This window comes from Paenibacillus sp. MAHUQ-63 (genome assembly GCF_028765165.1).
Taxonomy (GTDB): Bacteria; Bacillota; Bacilli; order Paenibacillales; family NBRC-103111; genus Paenibacillus_E.
In genome coordinates, this window is sequence record NZ_JARADB010000002.1 from 689684 (window position 1) to 704149 (window position 14466).

19 protein-coding genes are annotated in these 14466 nt (G+C 49.5%); 18 read left to right on the forward strand and 1 reads right to left on the reverse strand.

The genetic code is table 11. The features are described from left to right. Nucleotides 1–13 precede the first annotated feature (13 nt). The 12 genes from PUT07_RS11420 to PUT07_RS11475 all read left to right on the forward strand — a co-directional run bounded on the left by PUT07_RS11420 (nt 14) and on the right by PUT07_RS11475 (nt 9336). Nucleotides 14–595 (forward strand): RNA polymerase sigma factor, encoded by a 582-nt coding sequence (locus tag PUT07_RS11420; protein ID WP_274468105.1) that lies wholly within the window; start codon nt 14–16, stop codon nt 593–595. 7 nt (nt 596–602) lie between these two features. Next, complete coding sequence (locus PUT07_RS11425) at nt 603–1232, forward strand: anti-sigma factor family protein (RefSeq protein WP_274468106.1); 630 nt, start codon at nt 603–605, stop codon at nt 1230–1232. A 56-nt stretch (nt 1233–1288) separates the two neighbouring features. Continuing rightward, a complete protein-coding gene (locus PUT07_RS11430) occupies nt 1289–1870 on the forward strand; it encodes a histidine phosphatase family protein (RefSeq protein ID WP_274468107.1) in 582 nt (193 codons plus the stop codon). 138 nt (nt 1871–2008) lie between these two features. Beyond that, nucleotides 2009–3169 carry a hypothetical protein gene (locus tag PUT07_RS11435; RefSeq protein ID WP_274469297.1) on the forward strand — a complete coding sequence of 387 codons (1161 nt, stop codon included), beginning with the start codon at nt 2009–2011 and terminating at the stop codon, nt 3167–3169. A 171-nt stretch (nt 3170–3340) separates the two neighbouring features. Further along, nucleotides 3341–3529, forward strand: coding sequence for an IDEAL domain-containing protein (locus PUT07_RS11440; RefSeq protein ID WP_274468108.1), 189 nt, complete (start codon nt 3341–3343; stop codon nt 3527–3529). A 150-nt stretch (nt 3530–3679) separates the two neighbouring features. Next, a complete protein-coding gene (locus PUT07_RS11445) occupies nt 3680–4726 on the forward strand; it encodes an LCP family protein (protein WP_274468109.1) in 1047 nt (348 codons plus the stop codon). A gap of 71 nt (nt 4727–4797) precedes the next feature. Further along, entirely contained in the window at nt 4798–5229 is a 432-nt protein-coding gene (locus PUT07_RS11450) for a DUF2487 family protein (RefSeq protein ID WP_274468110.1), read from the forward strand. Between the two features lie 283 nt (nt 5230–5512). Beyond that, complete coding sequence (locus PUT07_RS11455; protein ID WP_274468111.1) at nt 5513–6058, forward strand: QcrA and Rieske domain-containing protein; 546 nt, start codon at nt 5513–5515, stop codon at nt 6056–6058. Nucleotides 6059–6075: 17 nt separating this feature from the next. Then, nucleotides 6076–6747: a menaquinol-cytochrome c reductase cytochrome b subunit gene (qcrB, locus tag PUT07_RS11460; protein WP_274468112.1), complete on the forward strand. Its 672-nt coding sequence runs from the start codon at nt 6076–6078 to the stop codon at nt 6745–6747. Between the two features lie 20 nt (nt 6748–6767). Beyond that, nucleotides 6768–7658 (forward strand): menaquinol-cytochrome c reductase cytochrome b/c subunit, encoded by an 891-nt coding sequence (locus PUT07_RS11465; RefSeq protein ID WP_274468113.1) that lies wholly within the window; start codon nt 6768–6770, stop codon nt 7656–7658. A gap of 63 nt (nt 7659–7721) precedes the next feature. Beyond that, nucleotides 7722–8384, forward strand: coding sequence for a DUF1405 domain-containing protein (locus PUT07_RS11470; protein ID WP_274468115.1), 663 nt, complete (start codon nt 7722–7724; stop codon nt 8382–8384). Nucleotides 8385–8451: 67 nt separating this feature from the next. Continuing rightward, nucleotides 8452–9336 carry a sporulation protein YpjB gene (locus PUT07_RS11475; RefSeq protein ID WP_274468116.1) on the forward strand — a complete coding sequence of 295 codons (885 nt, stop codon included), beginning with the start codon at nt 8452–8454 and terminating at the stop codon, nt 9334–9336. A 42-nt stretch (nt 9337–9378) separates the two neighbouring features. Here the strand turns inward: PUT07_RS11475 and PUT07_RS11480 are convergent, their stop codons facing one another. Continuing rightward, nucleotides 9379–10251, reverse strand: a complete 873-nt coding sequence (locus PUT07_RS11480; RefSeq protein ID WP_274468117.1) for a YitT family protein — start codon at nt 10249–10251, stop codon at nt 9379–9381. A 113-nt stretch (nt 10252–10364) separates the two neighbouring features. On the opposite strand from PUT07_RS11480, the gene PUT07_RS11485 reads away from it, so the two are divergent. The 6 genes from PUT07_RS11485 to bshA all read left to right on the forward strand — a co-directional run bounded on the left by PUT07_RS11485 (nt 10365) and on the right by bshA (nt 14441). Continuing rightward, nucleotides 10365–10703, forward strand: coding sequence for a nucleotide pyrophosphohydrolase (locus tag PUT07_RS11485; protein ID WP_274468118.1), 339 nt, complete (start codon nt 10365–10367; stop codon nt 10701–10703). Nucleotides 10704–10764: 61 nt separating this feature from the next. After that, entirely contained in the window at nt 10765–11268 is a 504-nt protein-coding gene (locus tag PUT07_RS11490; protein ID WP_274468119.1) for a tetratricopeptide repeat protein, read from the forward strand. 33 nt (nt 11269–11301) lie between these two features. Continuing rightward, complete coding sequence (gene dapB / locus PUT07_RS11495; RefSeq protein ID WP_274468120.1) at nt 11302–12105, forward strand: 4-hydroxy-tetrahydrodipicolinate reductase; 804 nt, start codon at nt 11302–11304, stop codon at nt 12103–12105. Nucleotides 12106–12135: 30 nt separating this feature from the next. Continuing rightward, nucleotides 12136–12555, forward strand: coding sequence for a methylglyoxal synthase (locus PUT07_RS11500; protein WP_274468121.1), 420 nt, complete (start codon nt 12136–12138; stop codon nt 12553–12555). A 1-nt stretch (nt 12556) separates the two neighbouring features. Then, entirely contained in the window at nt 12557–13249 is a 693-nt protein-coding gene (gene bshB1, locus PUT07_RS11505; protein WP_274468122.1) for a bacillithiol biosynthesis deacetylase BshB1, read from the forward strand. 19 nt (nt 13250–13268) lie between these two features. Further along, complete coding sequence (gene bshA / locus PUT07_RS11510) at nt 13269–14441, forward strand: N-acetyl-alpha-D-glucosaminyl L-malate synthase BshA (RefSeq protein WP_274468123.1); 1173 nt, start codon at nt 13269–13271, stop codon at nt 14439–14441. The last annotated feature ends 25 nt before the right edge of the window (nt 14442–14466 follow it).

Below are 14466 nucleotides of genomic sequence, written 5' to 3' on the forward strand. Positions count from 1 at the left end.
GGGCCGCCACGTAATGACCGATTCCCAATTGATCCGAGAAATCAAGGATGGAAATGTTCAGCTATATGACGAGCTTATGCGTCGTTACGAGCGTAAAATCCTTGCATTCATTTTTCATATGCTCAAAAGTACACAAATGGAAGCAATCGCTGAAGATTTGTGTAATGAAACATTTTATAAAGCCTATCGCAGTTTGCACTCCTTCCGCGAAATCGAAGCTTCCTTCTCGACTTGGTTGTATACGATTGCCCGGAATACGGTTTTGAGTGAGCTGCGCAAAAATAAAAGTGTTCAAGTTTCGTTGGAACAAAGCGGGATGACGCCGCATGCGTCCTTCGACGCCATGCCGGAGCAAGCCATGCTGCGCAATGAGAAAGTGTCGATGGTTCGGGATGCGATTAATTCTTTGCCGGAGAAGCAGAGATCTGCCCTGATTTTACGGGAGTACGATCAGATGGATTATCAGGAAATCGCAAACATACTAGGCCAAACTGTAAGCTCGGTGAAGTCCTTGTTGTTCCGGGCGAGAGCTTCTGTGAAGTTACAGTTGGATCCTTACTTCAGTGAACCGATATTCGAAGAATCGAAGGGATGAAACAGCGATGAAGTGTAGTGAGATCCAGGAATTATTTGGGGTGTATTGGGATCTGCCGAATGATGACCTGAGACGTACCGCGGTAGATGAGCATATAGCGACTTGTGCCGAATGTGCGGAAGAATTTCAAATATGGGAAGAGAGCACGATTTTAATTCGGACTTCCGCCATAGAGGGCGAGCTTCCCGATTATGAACCGATGGTTTCCAGCAAAGTCATGAACCGTATTTATGAAGACGAGTCTTGGCGTATTCCGGTGACCGAGCGCATGTACACGATCTCTTACAAGCTTCGCCGTAACTTGACAGCGGTTTTTGCTCTATTCTTGGCCTTGTTTGCATTTAGCTTTCTATTTGCTGTTGTATATGATGGAACGCCGGAATCGACGATTGCCGCTGCGGATAATTCCTTGTTTGACCTGCAGGCACCGCAAGCGATGAAATCTACCGGAACCGAATCGATGAATGGCCATAAGATGGTGGATGCAGTAGCCAGTCTGAATCCAAGCTTCATGGAACCGCTGCGGTTTCATGTCGGCCCGATACATTCGTATCCCCACTATTTATTAGTAATCTCGATTCTAGGTTTGATTACGACAATTATTATTATGAATTGGTTATCACGAACGAAAGCTTAGTGCTCCGGAAGGGGCATTTTTCATTATCATAGGACGAAAATTCGGAGGATATCGAGATGACAACGATCGGATTCATCAGGCATGGCAGCACGGAGTGGAACAAGCTTGGCAAGCTGCAGGGACAATTGGACACGGATTTGACCGACGAGGGTAGAGATCAAGCCAAACGGTTAGGTGTCAGGCTCGCCGGCGAGACGTGGGACGGGATCATCAGCAGCGACTTGAAGCGGGCTAAGGAAACGGCGCACATCATCTCGGAGCAGTCGGGAATTCCGTTCATCCGTGAAGATGCACGGCTGCGAGAGCGCAGATACGGACAAGTCGAAGGTACGACCGTCGCGGAGCGGGAAGAACGCTGGGGGGCGGATTGGAAGCAGCAGGCGCTGGGTCAAGAGACGGACGATGAACTATGGCAGCGGTGGATGGCGCTGGAAGCCGAATTGCTGCAAGAGTTTCCGGACCGCAAACTGCTCCTAGTCTCCCACGGCGGCTTTATCGTCCAAATCCTCAGAGTGCTGAAGATGGATAGCGAACAGTTTTTGCAAAATACGTCGTTAACGATTCTGCTGCGCCAAGAAAATGGTTGGGAATTGAAGCTGTACAATTGTATGGCACATTTGGAAACGATACATGAATAGCGTCAAACAGGAAGCGTGACTCGATCATAGAGTCATGCTTTTTTTGTGAGCTGCGGAATATTTTCGGAAAAAAATCCCATAATGGTTACTAGAAATCAAGGAGCTGAAAGCTTCGCCAAATGGGGGATGCACATGGAAATGAACCTAGCGGACATGCTCAGCTATGCCGATATTCATGAGTTGAGCCGAATTGCTCATACCTACGAGTGCGAGTGCAATGGACATTCAAAAAACGAGCTGATTCAATCGATTTTGAGTACAGCGCTGCGCAGAGAGATTTTCGAGAAGCATATCGAAAGCTTGAACATCGAGGACATCCGATTCTTGAATTCTCTGCTCTTCGATTCTCGAAATAGCTTCAGCATCGAAGAATTGATCGCTAGAGTTCAGCAATCAAGATTTCATAAAGAAGAGTCGGCTGAATGGAATCCCCGGGACATGGTTGTCAAATTCAAGAAGTTGGGGTGGTTGTTCAACGGTCATTCCCAGCAGACGAAGTATTTGTTTCATGTGCCGCACGATTTGAAGCGAAAGTTTAGCGATGTGCTGACCGGGCAATTCAAACAGCGTCTGCATGTGACCGGCGAGCCGGGCGTTTACCGGGACGAGCAGATGCTGCTCATCGATGACATTTCCCATTTCCTGACGTACTTGTCGCAGGCCCAGGAAATTCCGCTTACCGCCGACGGAGCCATGTACAAAAGACAGCTGCAACAAATTCTTGACCGGCTTTCGGTCCAGGAAGAAATGGTGACCAAAGGAGCTTGGCGATTTGGGTATGGGCGAATGTTCAAGGAATACCCGAACCGTTTCTCTTTTCTATATGATTACTGCTATTACCGGCAGCTGATCAGTGAACATGGCCAATCGCTTCGAATAACGGAAGAAGGCAAAGCCCGTCTGCAGGAAGGCAAAAAGGAAAGCTTGGCTGATGTCTACAAATTTTGGTTGAGGTTATATAAGAATCCGATACCTAACATCCAGAGTATGGTTGGGTGGGTTGAACGGTTAAGCGGGCAATGGGTGACAGCAGCCTCTCTGAGCGATGTGCTGTGCAAGCTGGTGAAGCCCTTTTACTATGACAGCTCGGAGTCTATCGTCGAGCAGCGAATTTTGCAAATGATGATGCATCTAGGGTTAATTCGGATCGGGGAAGATCAAGTGAACGGTGCCGTCGTGCAGGTTACGAAGCTTGGCGCTAAGGTGATTCAAGGCACGTTCGTGGCGGAAGACGACAAAGTCGTTCTGTTCATGGATCAGGCAAGCGCACGGTTCAAAGGTGAAGGACGGCCGCAGTAGGTAAAGACACATTCCTAGTCATCCGGGCTTTTGAAGGAAGCGCTGATGTGCCGTATGAATAAGATAAAGTAGGAGCACACAGGGGTTGGCAGACACCAAGAAACGGACTTTCATGTTTTTGCGAAAAAGAAGCTCCTGACAAACCGCGTACAACATTTGGAGGTAGGTCTCATGGGAAAAATGAATGTATCTAACAACGCGCTGCTGGCACTTTTCGCGGAAATGGTTTGGGACGACGCCATTCGCAAATATAAAGAACAAAATCTCTATAAAGAAATCGACCTCGCGTTAGCCAAAGGGGATCAACCGACGTTCCTTGCTCTTACGACGGAGCTAAAAACGCTGCAATCTTCCGGATAAATCCAAAGTGGTGGCAGCCACACAAGAAAAAAGACATGTGAGGTCATTCATATGTCTTTTTTTGTTGTTTGCGTGATGAAAAAGAACTAATTTGTCATCCGGTACGTCCATTAAACAGACAATACTGCGTGGCAAAAGGAGATTTAACCCATGAGTAAATTATTGAACAGCATAAAAAAACGTAAACTAATGTCCTTGTTACTGCTTACGGTTCTGCTGGCTGCAGGTACGGCAACGGCTTATGCCGGGTTCCTGTACCACAAATGGAACCGGACGCTCGACCAAATGGCGGCACCGCCCGCCGCGGCAGCCGGTAACACAGTCCCGGGCAAGGTTCCGGTCACGCAGACTTCCCATACGGCTCCGCCGAATGAGGATGAGCGCCAGAAGCCGCTTACCTTCCTGCTCACGGCCATTGATGAACGGGAAGGCAGCGAGGGCTCCAGGAATACGGACGTCATGATGCTTTTCCGCGTCGATCCGCAAACACACCAGGGGACGGTCGTGTCGATTCCGAGAGATCTCGAAGTAACGGCGGAGGAATCGGGTCTGTCGACTTCGCGCAAGGCGAACTATTTCTATGCTTATTATTATAATAAGAACAAAGATACGGCACTCTATGAAACGAAGCAATTGTTCAGCCGCGTGTATGACATCGAGATTGACTATATGGCTGTCGTTAATTTCGATGGCTTCCGTAAGCTGGTGGATGAGCTCGGCGGCATGATGATCGACGTCGATATGGACATGCGGTACCAGGACGAGAGCGACGGAACCGATATTCGTCTGAAAAAAGGCTACCAGCAATTGAACGGCAAACAGGTGCTTGACTTCATTCGCTACCGCAAATCGAATCTCGGCACAGCGGAATCGTCCGATACGGAGCGGAATCAGAGAGAGCAGGTCGTACTGAATCAAATGATGGATAAGCTGACGGCACTTGGCGGCATTACCGCCTGGGGGAAAGTGCTGGATATTATGGGCAGCTCCATCAAAACGGACATACCAGCAGATGAGCTGCGGGCACTCACCCTGGCTTACCGTGATTACAAACCGGCGACAGTCCAATACTTTCATCTGAACGGGGAATGGGAGAGCCCGTACCTGGTCGTGAAGCAACAGGATTTGGATGAGGCGCTGCAAGCTTTGCGCGGGGAATCGGGCTATCCGATTGACAGCCGGATGCGAACGGATTAAAGTGTACAAGAAGCTATGGCTTTTGTTACATAGTGAACGCTTTTTTGGCAAATGATAGAGGGGGTAGCAAGGTGAAGTTTAATGAAATATCCGAGCGGGATTGGCCGGACTTGAAGCCGTATTTGGATACGTGTCTGCTGCCTGTAACGGGACTGACCGGTTTGGAGGATCCGGCGAAGGTGACGCAGTCGCTTGAGCGGCTGCGGGATGCGCTGGAAACCATTGAAATCCCGTATAAGGGCAGGGTCGTGACCTATCCGGCGCTTCATTACATAACGGCGGTGAACATGAAGGAACAGCTCGAGGCGGTATCGCTTCATTTGAAAAGGATGGGCTTCCGCTTTGTGATCGTACTCTCCATCGATCCGGAGGCTGCCAAGTGGAAAGCCGATCAGACCGATTTGTTGATTGCTGTCGATATGGAACAGTGGAACAGCCAGTCCGAACAAATCAAACAGAGTATCTCGAAGCAAGTGCAGCACTTATGGACGCACAATGATTAACTTTAGCCTTGAAGCGTATTTTTGGAAAAAAAATTGTGCAGGATAAGGGAAGTAATGGCGTACATTGGCTGTCAAAGAGTTGTGACAATTTCGTTAAAATTTGTTCGAAGGCCGAGATTTCGTGGGTTCAAATGGAGTTCTGGATTCTTGACGACCTAGTAGTCGTAGGCTATTATTAGTAATGTCCTAGTTATATGTAGTGTAATGTCGAACGACACGTGATAGAGGGAACTGACGTCCGAGAGGGTTGGACATCGGCCAATGTAGGAGGGTAGACCTGAGAATGAGTGATCATAACAATCACAAAGAAGAACAGCATGGGAAGAAACCCGGGACTAAACGCGAAATGTCTCGTCGACAATTTCTTTCTTACACCCTTGGTGGCGCTGGAGGATTCATGGGGGCCGGTATTCTGGTACCGATGGTACGGTTTGCGGTAGATCCAGTCCTTCAGAAGAAGAAAGCAGCGGATTGGGTGAAAGTTGTCGAAGAAAGCAAAATTACGAATGCTCCACAGTCCTTTACGTTCCAAATCCATCAGGTGGATGGCTGGTACGAAAGCGACGTTGAATTGGTAGCATGGATTTCCAAAGGCAGCGACGGGAAGCTTTTCGCATTGAATCCGACTTGTAAGCATTTAGGCTGTACGGTGAACTGGAACGACAATCCGGCTTACAAAGATCAATACTTCTGTCCTTGCCATGGTGCGCACTATACACAAGACGGCAAGAACCTTGCGGTAGCGCCTGCGCCTTTGGATGAGTACACAACCAAAGTAGAGAACGGTTTCGTTTATGTGGGACAACTGCATGCTAACACAAGAGTATAAGGAGGCGTCACAATCAGATGTTTAAAAACGTATACAACTGGATTGACGAACGTCTTGATATTACGCCTATGTGGAGGGATGTTGCAGATCACGAGGTTCCAGAACACGTAAACCCTGCTCATCACTTCTCCGCTTTCGTGTATTGCTTCGGCGGCTTGACGTTTTTCATCACAGTTATTCAAATTTTGTCAGGTATGTTCTTAACGATGTACTACACGCCTGATATTATCAATGCGTATGCCAGCGTTGATTACTTACAACACAAAGTAGCTTTCGGTGTTATCGTCAGAGGTATGCACCACTGGGGAGCTAGTTTGGTTATCGTTATGATGTTCCTACATACCCTGCGCGTGTTCTTCACTGGTTCTTACAAAGCTCCGCGTGAAATGAACTGGGTAGTCGGAATGCTCATTTTCTTCGTTATGTTAGGTCTTGGTTTCACGGGTTACCTGCTTCCTTGGGATAACAAAGCTTACTTCGCAACGCAAGTAGGTATGAAAATCGCAGCTGCGGTACCACTTATCGGACCTTACATCGAAACATTATTACAGGGTGGAGAAATCGTAGGAGCACAAACGTTGACACGTTTCTTTGCGATTCACGTATTCTTCCTGCCTGGCGTTCTGCTCGCTTTGCTTGCTGGACACTTCTTTATGATTCGCAAACAAGGTATTTCCGGACCGCTATAATTTAGGGAGGGGCGAATAGCGTGGCTCATGGTCATAAGTCTGACGAAAAAGTCGTTTACGTTGGGGATTCCCGCGTAATTAAGAAAACACCTGAACAAAGATTAATTCCTCGCGATTACTCCGCGTATCCGGGAAAATCGGAAGCTTTCATTCCGAACTTCTTGTTGAAAGAGTGGATGGTAGGGGTTGTCGTGCTGGTCGGTATGCTGGTGCTGGTTATGTCCGATCCGGCTCCGCTCGGATATCCGGCGGATCCTAAGAACACGGCGTTCATTCCGATGCCGGACTGGTACTTCCTGTTCATGTATCAATTGTTGAAATATCCGTATACTTCCGGAAGTTACGTCGTACTCGGAGCGGTAGTCGTACCGGGACTGCTGTTCGGCGGATTGATGCTGGCTCCTTTCCTGGATACAGGGAAAGAGCGCCGTTTCTACAGAAGACCGATTGCTTCCAGCTTGATGATTATGTCTCTGATCGCATGTACATATCTGACGTACACATCTTGGGATCACTACCAATTTGAGCTGAAAGAGAAAAACATCATTCCTGAGCACATTAAGCGTGAGGAAGAAATGCACGCGAATAAAGGCGCTGCTTCCGGCGGCGGTGCATCCAAGGAAACGAAGAAAGCTCCTGCGATCGTTGCAGCTGACGATCCTGGCGCCGAGATTTACAAGAAAGCTACATGCTTGGCTTGTCACGGCGCAGGTCTGAAAGGGATGCCTGCATCCGGCGTACCGGCATTGCTCGGTGTCGGCGATAAGCATTCCCAGGATGAAATCTTGAACATTATCAAGAACGGTAAGGGCAACATGGGGAAACAGTACCAAGCTAACATAGATAAAGGGTTATCCGATGCGGATATCACGAAGCTTGCGGAATGGTTGTCCAAACAAAAAGCCCAATAAGATTGAAAAACCTGATCGCAAGAGGCGGTCAGGTTTTTTTAAATGACTGAAGGAGGAGCTTTCTTGCAGCAAGGCGTGCCGATCTCCTATTTGTGGAGCAAAGATATTCTATTGAGCAAGAAGATGTTATGGCTGCTGTTCATCACGAACTTGTTGGGAACCGTCTATGGCTATGAATGGTACTGGCTTCAAATGGCCGATACCGTTGCAGAGAAGCCGCTGTGGTATGTGTTGTTCGTGCCGGACAGCCCGACCGCCAGTCTATTCTTTACATTATCCGTCGGCTATCTGATCTTGGACCGTGCCAAGGGAAGAGGGAGCCGGTCGGCGAACGGAATCCTTCGCGGCTTCATTGAGGCCTTCGCACTCATCACCTCATTTAAATACGGCATTTGGGCGGTCACGATGATTTGGGCCGGGGCTTGGCTGGACGTGCCTGTCGGATGGGACGGTTGGATGCTGACATGCTCGCATTTGGCCATGGCTGTGGAAGCGCTCTTGTATGTCAGGTGGTACTCGTATCGTCTGACGGCCATCCTGCTGGTAGCAGGCTGGACCCTCTGGAACGACTTCATGGATTACGAACGCGGCGTGTTCCCGCGGCTGCCGGAAGTGCTTGTGGACAACTATTATGCCAATATTGAAGCGTTTACGATTGGCTTAAGCATAATTGGCATACTCATTGCCTTGATCTGTTACGGAATGCGTCGGAAAAGTCAGCGTTAACCTGTTTCGCAGATGGTCTAAATCAGGACAAACCTCCATAAAATGATGATGAGGGAGGGGATGTCCCATGTTTGCCAATGTGAAGGGATTTAAACGGTTAACTGTCACGATGCTGCTGGCAGCCGTTGTAAGTATAAGCGCTGCCTGTACGGCGACTACGAGCACGAATGGGCAAGCTGCCAAACCGGTTGCTCCGGAGCAGATTCAGCGGGTGGAGTTCTTGAACCAGATTGCCGACGAGCTCTATAAGCAGACGATGAACGGACAGGTGCTCGAGGCGCGCAATAAGCTGATGCAAATGTCCGACCAAATTCCGAAAATCCAGTTCGAGGGAATCACTTCGGTAGAAGGCTTGAACGCGCTTACCGAAACGATCACGCAAGCGAAGCGGGTGTATAATGCCGTCAGCTATTCACCGGAAGAAGCACAGATGGCGGTGGCCAAAATCAGACTGGCTACGGACGCGCTCACGCATAAGAATCAGCCGATGTGGCTGCAATATCATAAGGTACTGCAGAACGATAAGGCGGCGCTTACCGAGACTGTCCAAGCGGGGAATCAGAAGGAGGCAATTGCGGCCTTCGGGAAGCTTTCGCAGCATGTGGCGATCATACGCCCGTCCTTGCTGATCAGCAGGGAGCCTTCAGCCGTGGAAAAACTGGACTCGCTGCTTACTTTTTTGCGCAAAAGCGTGAACAGTCAGCCGATGGCAAGCAAGCAGCTGGTCTCCGGTCTTCAGCAGCTCGAGCAGCAATTGGATGAGCTTTTCATGAAAAATAAGGACGCCATTGCGTTCGTGCCGATAACCGACCCGAGGCAGCCGATCATTTGGTCCGCAGGGATAGGTCTTATCATTGTCAGCGTGCTGACGTTCGCGGGTTGGCGAATGTATCAGTCGGGGAGACATATCGTGCCTGTCAGGTCTTCAAGGGAGCGAGAGTTGGGTGAATAACAAAAAGGTTGAACGGAGAAAGTTCTCTGTTCAACCTTTTTGTTATTCCGCTTTGAAGCCTTCGCCGATAACGTCGTGCACATCTCCGATAATAATGAACGCTCGGGGATCGATCGAACGGATCAGCTCCCGCAGACGCCTTGTTTCATGGCGGTATACGACGCAATACACGACTTCCTTGTTGTTGCCGGAATAGGCCCCCCTGGCCGGGAATAACGTCACGCCGCGATCCAGCTCACGCGTAATGGATTCGGCCAATTCCGCGGTTTGGTCGCTTATGATGGTGAATGCTTTGGCCGCATAAGCGCCCTCGGATATGTAATCGATAAGCCGCGAAGTGACGAACACGGCAACGAGCGAGTAGAGCACCTTCTCTTTGGGCAAATAGAGCAGCGAGGAGCCGATCACGAGAACATCGATGATCAAGATGACTTGTCCGACGCTCCAACCTCTTTTTTTATGCCCGATTCTGGCTAGAATGTCCGAGCCTCCCGTCGTGCCCCCGAAACGGAACACGAGCCCCAGACCCGTACCTAGCGTAATTCCGGCGTAGAGCGTAGCCAGAAAGTAATCCTGCGTCGTATGAAACGGGACGATCCAATTCAGACGGATCAGCAGCTCCATGACCCATAAGAAGAAAGATAGGGAGACGACACCGAAGATGGTATAAATCATCGGGCCTCTACCAAATATACGCCAGCCTAAATAGAACAAAGGAATATTACATGCCAAGGTAGAGATGGACGGAGGCACATTGAGGACATATTTGAGCAGCAGGGAGATGCCCGTCACACCGCCTTCCATCAGCTCATTGGAAATGACGAAATAATGTAAGCCAAACGCATAGATGGCCGTACCGATCATGATGGCGAGCAAATTGGTAAATTGATCGGCCAGCCGTTCTTTAAAAATCATGCCTGTTCCTCCGCTTTCAGGGGACGCATCCGCCAAAAAAATTTGTCAACTTTTCTCGTTTAGTTTAACATAGTAATGATATCTTGGTGAAGATGAAGGAAAGAAGGGTGAATATGTCGGAACGCACGCTTAAAGATATACAGAAAGAAGTCGATACTTATATTTCCCAGTTCAAGGAAGGATATTTCAGTCCGCTGGCGATGCTGGCCAGAATGTCGGAAGAAGTCGGGGAACTGGCCCGCGAGGTGAACCATACCTATGGAGAGAAGCCTAAGAAAAGTACGGAAGCCGACAACTCCATCGAGCTTGAGCTTGGCGATATTCTATTCATCACGATCTGCTTCGCGAACTCTCTAGGGATCGATTTGACGGAAGCGCACGACAAAATCATGCATAAGTTCAACACCCGGGACGCGAATAGATGGACTAAAATTAACACCGAAACTACATAACCTTCATAAACTATACCATCCCTGAATGCGGGAGATCGCTTTCGATAAGGAGGATGGGCAGATGAATGGCGAAGATCAAATACAGAAAGCTTATGAATCGATACTGGTTCAGGATTTCGACAAAGCCATCGAATGGTTTGAAAAAGCGATAGCTGCAGAACCGAACAATGCTGCCTATCACTACAAACTATCGATTACGTTCGCAAGAAGCAACAAGCTGATGCAAGCGATTGAACACGCAACGAGAGCGGCTCAGCTGGAAGAGGATAACGAGGCGTACCGCTATCATGTGCAAGTGCTGCATGCCAGAGAATTGGTCGAGAAAGCGCAGAAGGCGCTGACTACCGAGACGGAACATGCGGAAAGGGCCATTTTCTTATTGAAGGAAGCCATCGTCCTCGATCCGCTTGCGATTGAGGCTTATCTGATACTGGGGGAAGCTTTCGCCTTTCGCCAAGATTACGGGAGAGCTTACCAGACGGTGTTGGAAGCCCTTCGTTTGGAACCGAATCATGAACAGGCTAAGCAGCAGGCTGCTCGCTACCAGCAGAAGATGAAAAAATAGAGACTGAAACATAGACAAAGGAGAAACGCTGCCATGGAACGTAAAATACGAGTAGCTGTAATTGGGGCAAGTGGAAGAATGGGGAGAGAGGTCGTGAAGACCGTGCTCACGGAGTCCGATATGGAGTTAGTGGCAGGCGTAGGCCGCTCCTCAGGCCCAATCGACTTGGGAAGAATGGTGGGAATGGAAGAATGCGGGGTGACCTTAAGCACGGATTTGGAGCTTGCGCTAACGGCATCCAAACCGGATGTCTTGGTCGACTTTACGGGTCCGCAAACGGCCTTTTCCCACACAAGTCTGGCCATCCGATTGGGGATTCGCCCTGTCATGGGGACGACCGGATTTACGCCTGAAGATATTGCCGAATTGGACAAGCAGTGCCGGGAGCAAGGCATCGGAGGGCTTATCGCGCCGAACTTCTCAATCGGGGCGATTCTAATGATGCGCTTTGCGGCGCAGGCATCCAAATATTTCCCGCATCTGGAAATCATCGAATACCATGGCGACCAGAAGCTGGACGCGCCTTCCGGAACTTCGGTCAAAACGGCGGAATTGATTTCTGAAGTTCGCGAAGAGATCAGACAGGGGAACCCCAAAGAAGAAGAAGTCATTGAAGGTTCGCGCGGCGGGTATTACAATGGGTTTAGAATACATAGCGTCCGTCTGCCAGGTATTTTTGCCCAACAGGAAGTTATAATGGCGGAACAAGGGCAGGCGCTTAAGATCAGACACGATTCTTACGATCGTGCGGCTTATATGCCGGGCGTCGCGATAGCTGTGCGCAAGGTGCTGACATACAGCGGCATGATTTACGGTTTCGAGCATTTTATAGATTAAAGAAGAAGCTTTAGGGGAGTGGAATTCAGGATGTTAAGCATCGCGTTAATTGCCCACGATCGAAAGAAAGATGAAATGGTGAATTTCGTTACGGCCTATGAACACGTTTTTGCAGGTCATAGATTATACGGTACAGGTACAACAGGCCAGAGAATTATGGACAACACGCAGCTTGAAGTCCATCGCTTCATGTCGGGTCCGCTTGGCGGAGACCAGCAGATCGGCGCATTGGTAGCCCAAAATGAAATGGATTTGATTATTTTCTTGCGCGATCCGTTAATGGCTCAGCCGCACGAGCCGGACATCATTGCCTTGCTCCGGCTATGCGACGTTCAAGGAATTCCGTGCGCCACGAACATTGCAACGGCGGAGATTCTGGTCAAAGCGCTCGATCGCGGAGATTTCGCTTGGCGGGAACTCGTACATAAATACAAACCGGGAATTGAATAAGATGAGCGAATCCCTCGATATTTTAATATTTGGCGCACATGCAGACGATGCCGAGATCGGCATGGCCGGAACGATTGCCAAACATACCGCTGCCGGCTTCAAGGTAGGTATTTGTGATTTGACTTATGCGGAGATGTCATCCAACGGAAGCGTCGAGCTGCGGGTTCAGGAGGCTGATCAAGCCGCCCGAATTCTTGGTTTGACCGCTCGCGCGAACTTGGGTTTACCGGATCGCGGACTCTTCGTCACGCCGAGCCATATCGAATTAATTACGCAAGAAATTCGCAAATTCAAACCTAGAATTGTGTTTGCTCCGTATTGGCAGGACCGTCATCCGGACCATATCGCCTGCTCGGCCTTGGTTCAGGAAGCCGTATTCAACGCGAAGCTGCGCAAATATTTGCCGGAAACAGATCCGGTAAATGTGGAGCAAATGTATTTTTATTTCATTAATGACGTCTATGAAGCTGATTTTATCGTGAATGTGACCGATTACTACGAGACCAAAACGGCCGCACTGAGCGCCTACCGCTCCCAGTTTGTTGCGGGACAGGGCACAGTTGCTACGCCGCTTAATCAGGGCTACGTAGAACGCGTAGAGGCTCGCGACAGGCTCATGGGCCAGAAACGGATGCTTCCTTACGCGGAAGGTTTCGTCTCCAAACTGCCACTGGTAGTGGATCGCTTCAACTGATGGGGAAAAGAGGTGCAAGATGAGCGACAAACTGAAAATTGGCATTACGTGCTACCCGACGCTCGGCGGTTCCGGGGTTGTAGCGACGGAGCTTGGTAAGCTGCTCGCCGAGAAAGGCCACGAGGTCCATTTTATTACGCACAGCATGCCGTTTCGTTTAGGCAAATTTCATAAAAACATTTTCTACCACGAAGTGGAAGTCAGTCAGTATTACGTCTTCCGTTACCCGCCTTACGACCTTTCGCTGGCCAGTAAGCTGGCGCAGGTCGCCAAGATGGAGGAGCTTGATTTGCTGCACGTTCATTACGCGATTCCTCATGCGGTGTGCGCACTGCTGGCGAAGCAAATGGTCGGCAGCAAGTTGAAAGTGGTCACCACGCTGCATGGCACGGATATAACGGTACTGGGTCAGGATCAATCCATCTCGGATCTGATTCGCTATGCCATTAATGAGAGCGATGCGGTAACCGCCGTATCGAAGGATTTAATTAAAGAAACTAGGGAATTACTGGATATTGACCGGAACATTGATTTGACCTACAACTTCGTGGACAAACGCGTGTACTACCCGCGGGACGTTACGAAGTTGAGAGGCGAGTTCGCGAGGCCCGAGGAGAAAATCCTTATTCATATCTCGAACTTCAGACCGGTGAAAAGGGTTCAGGACGTTGTGGACATCTTCGCCAAAGTCAGCAGTCGCATCCCATCCCGCCTCCTCTTCGTAGGAGAAGGTCCGGACCTGTCGAAGATGATTGCCAAGGTCAAGGAGCTCGGCTTGAGCGATAAAGTGACGTTTTGCGGGAAGCAGGATGACGTCTCCCAGGTCATTTCACTTGCGGACGTTATGCTGCTGCCGTCGGAAAAAGAGAGCTTCGGTCTTGTCGCCCTGGAAGCGATGGCTTGCGGCGTGCCGACCATCGGTTCGAATGCGGGCGGCATACCGGAATTGATCACACATGGCGAAACCGGTTATTTGGCCAACGTTGGAGATACCGACGCCATGGCGGACCATGTGGTGAATTTGCTCAGCGATCAAGTGCTGTATGAGCAGGTTGTGCAAAATTGCTTGAATCGCGCCCGTTATACGTTCTGTAACGATATAACGACGGTTCAATACGAAGAAATTTATTATCGCGTACTTGGAAGGGAACTTCCGGAATCTCATCGCATTACAGTCTCATCCTGTCAATAAACGGGTGCAGGCTGGTTAGGAGTAA

Bases quoted from the DNA above. Each gene is read 5' to 3' on its own strand.
- qcrB (WP_274468112.1), top strand. From the start codon at position 6,076: ATGTTTAAAAACGTATACAACTGGATTGACGAACGTCTTGATATTACG.
- PUT07_RS11490 (WP_274468119.1), top strand. From the start codon at position 10,765: ATGAATGGCGAAGATCAAATACAGAAAGCTTATGAATCGATACTGGTT.
- PUT07_RS11445 (WP_274468109.1), top strand. From the start codon at position 3,680: ATGAGTAAATTATTGAACAGCATAAAAAAACGTAAACTAATGTCCTTG.
- bshB1 (WP_274468122.1), top strand. From the start codon at position 12,557: ATGAGCGAATCCCTCGATATTTTAATATTTGGCGCACATGCAGACGAT.
- PUT07_RS11455 (WP_274468111.1), top strand. From the start codon at position 5,513: ATGAGTGATCATAACAATCACAAAGAAGAACAGCATGGGAAGAAACCC.
- PUT07_RS11430 (WP_274468107.1), top strand. From the start codon at position 1,289: ATGACAACGATCGGATTCATCAGGCATGGCAGCACGGAGTGGAACAAG.
- PUT07_RS11475 (WP_274468116.1), top strand. From the start codon at position 8,452: ATGTTTGCCAATGTGAAGGGATTTAAACGGTTAACTGTCACGATGCTG.
- PUT07_RS11435 (WP_274469297.1), top strand. From the start codon at position 2,009: ATGAACCTAGCGGACATGCTCAGCTATGCCGATATTCATGAGTTGAGC.
- PUT07_RS11425 (WP_274468106.1), top strand. From the start codon at position 603: ATGAAGTGTAGTGAGATCCAGGAATTATTTGGGGTGTATTGGGATCTG.
- dapB (WP_274468120.1), top strand. From the start codon at position 11,302: ATGGAACGTAAAATACGAGTAGCTGTAATTGGGGCAAGTGGAAGAATG.
- PUT07_RS11500 (WP_274468121.1), top strand. From the start codon at position 12,136: ATGTTAAGCATCGCGTTAATTGCCCACGATCGAAAGAAAGATGAAATG.
- PUT07_RS11485 (WP_274468118.1), top strand. From the start codon at position 10,365: ATGTCGGAACGCACGCTTAAAGATATACAGAAAGAAGTCGATACTTAT.
- PUT07_RS11420 (WP_274468105.1), top strand. From the start codon at position 14: ATGACCGATTCCCAATTGATCCGAGAAATCAAGGATGGAAATGTTCAG.
- PUT07_RS11480 (WP_274468117.1), bottom strand. From the start codon at position 10,251: ATGATTTTTAAAGAACGGCTGGCCGATCAATTTACCAATTTGCTCGCC.
- bshA (WP_274468123.1), top strand. From the start codon at position 13,269: ATGAGCGACAAACTGAAAATTGGCATTACGTGCTACCCGACGCTCGGC.
- PUT07_RS11440 (WP_274468108.1), top strand. From the start codon at position 3,341: ATGGGAAAAATGAATGTATCTAACAACGCGCTGCTGGCACTTTTCGCG.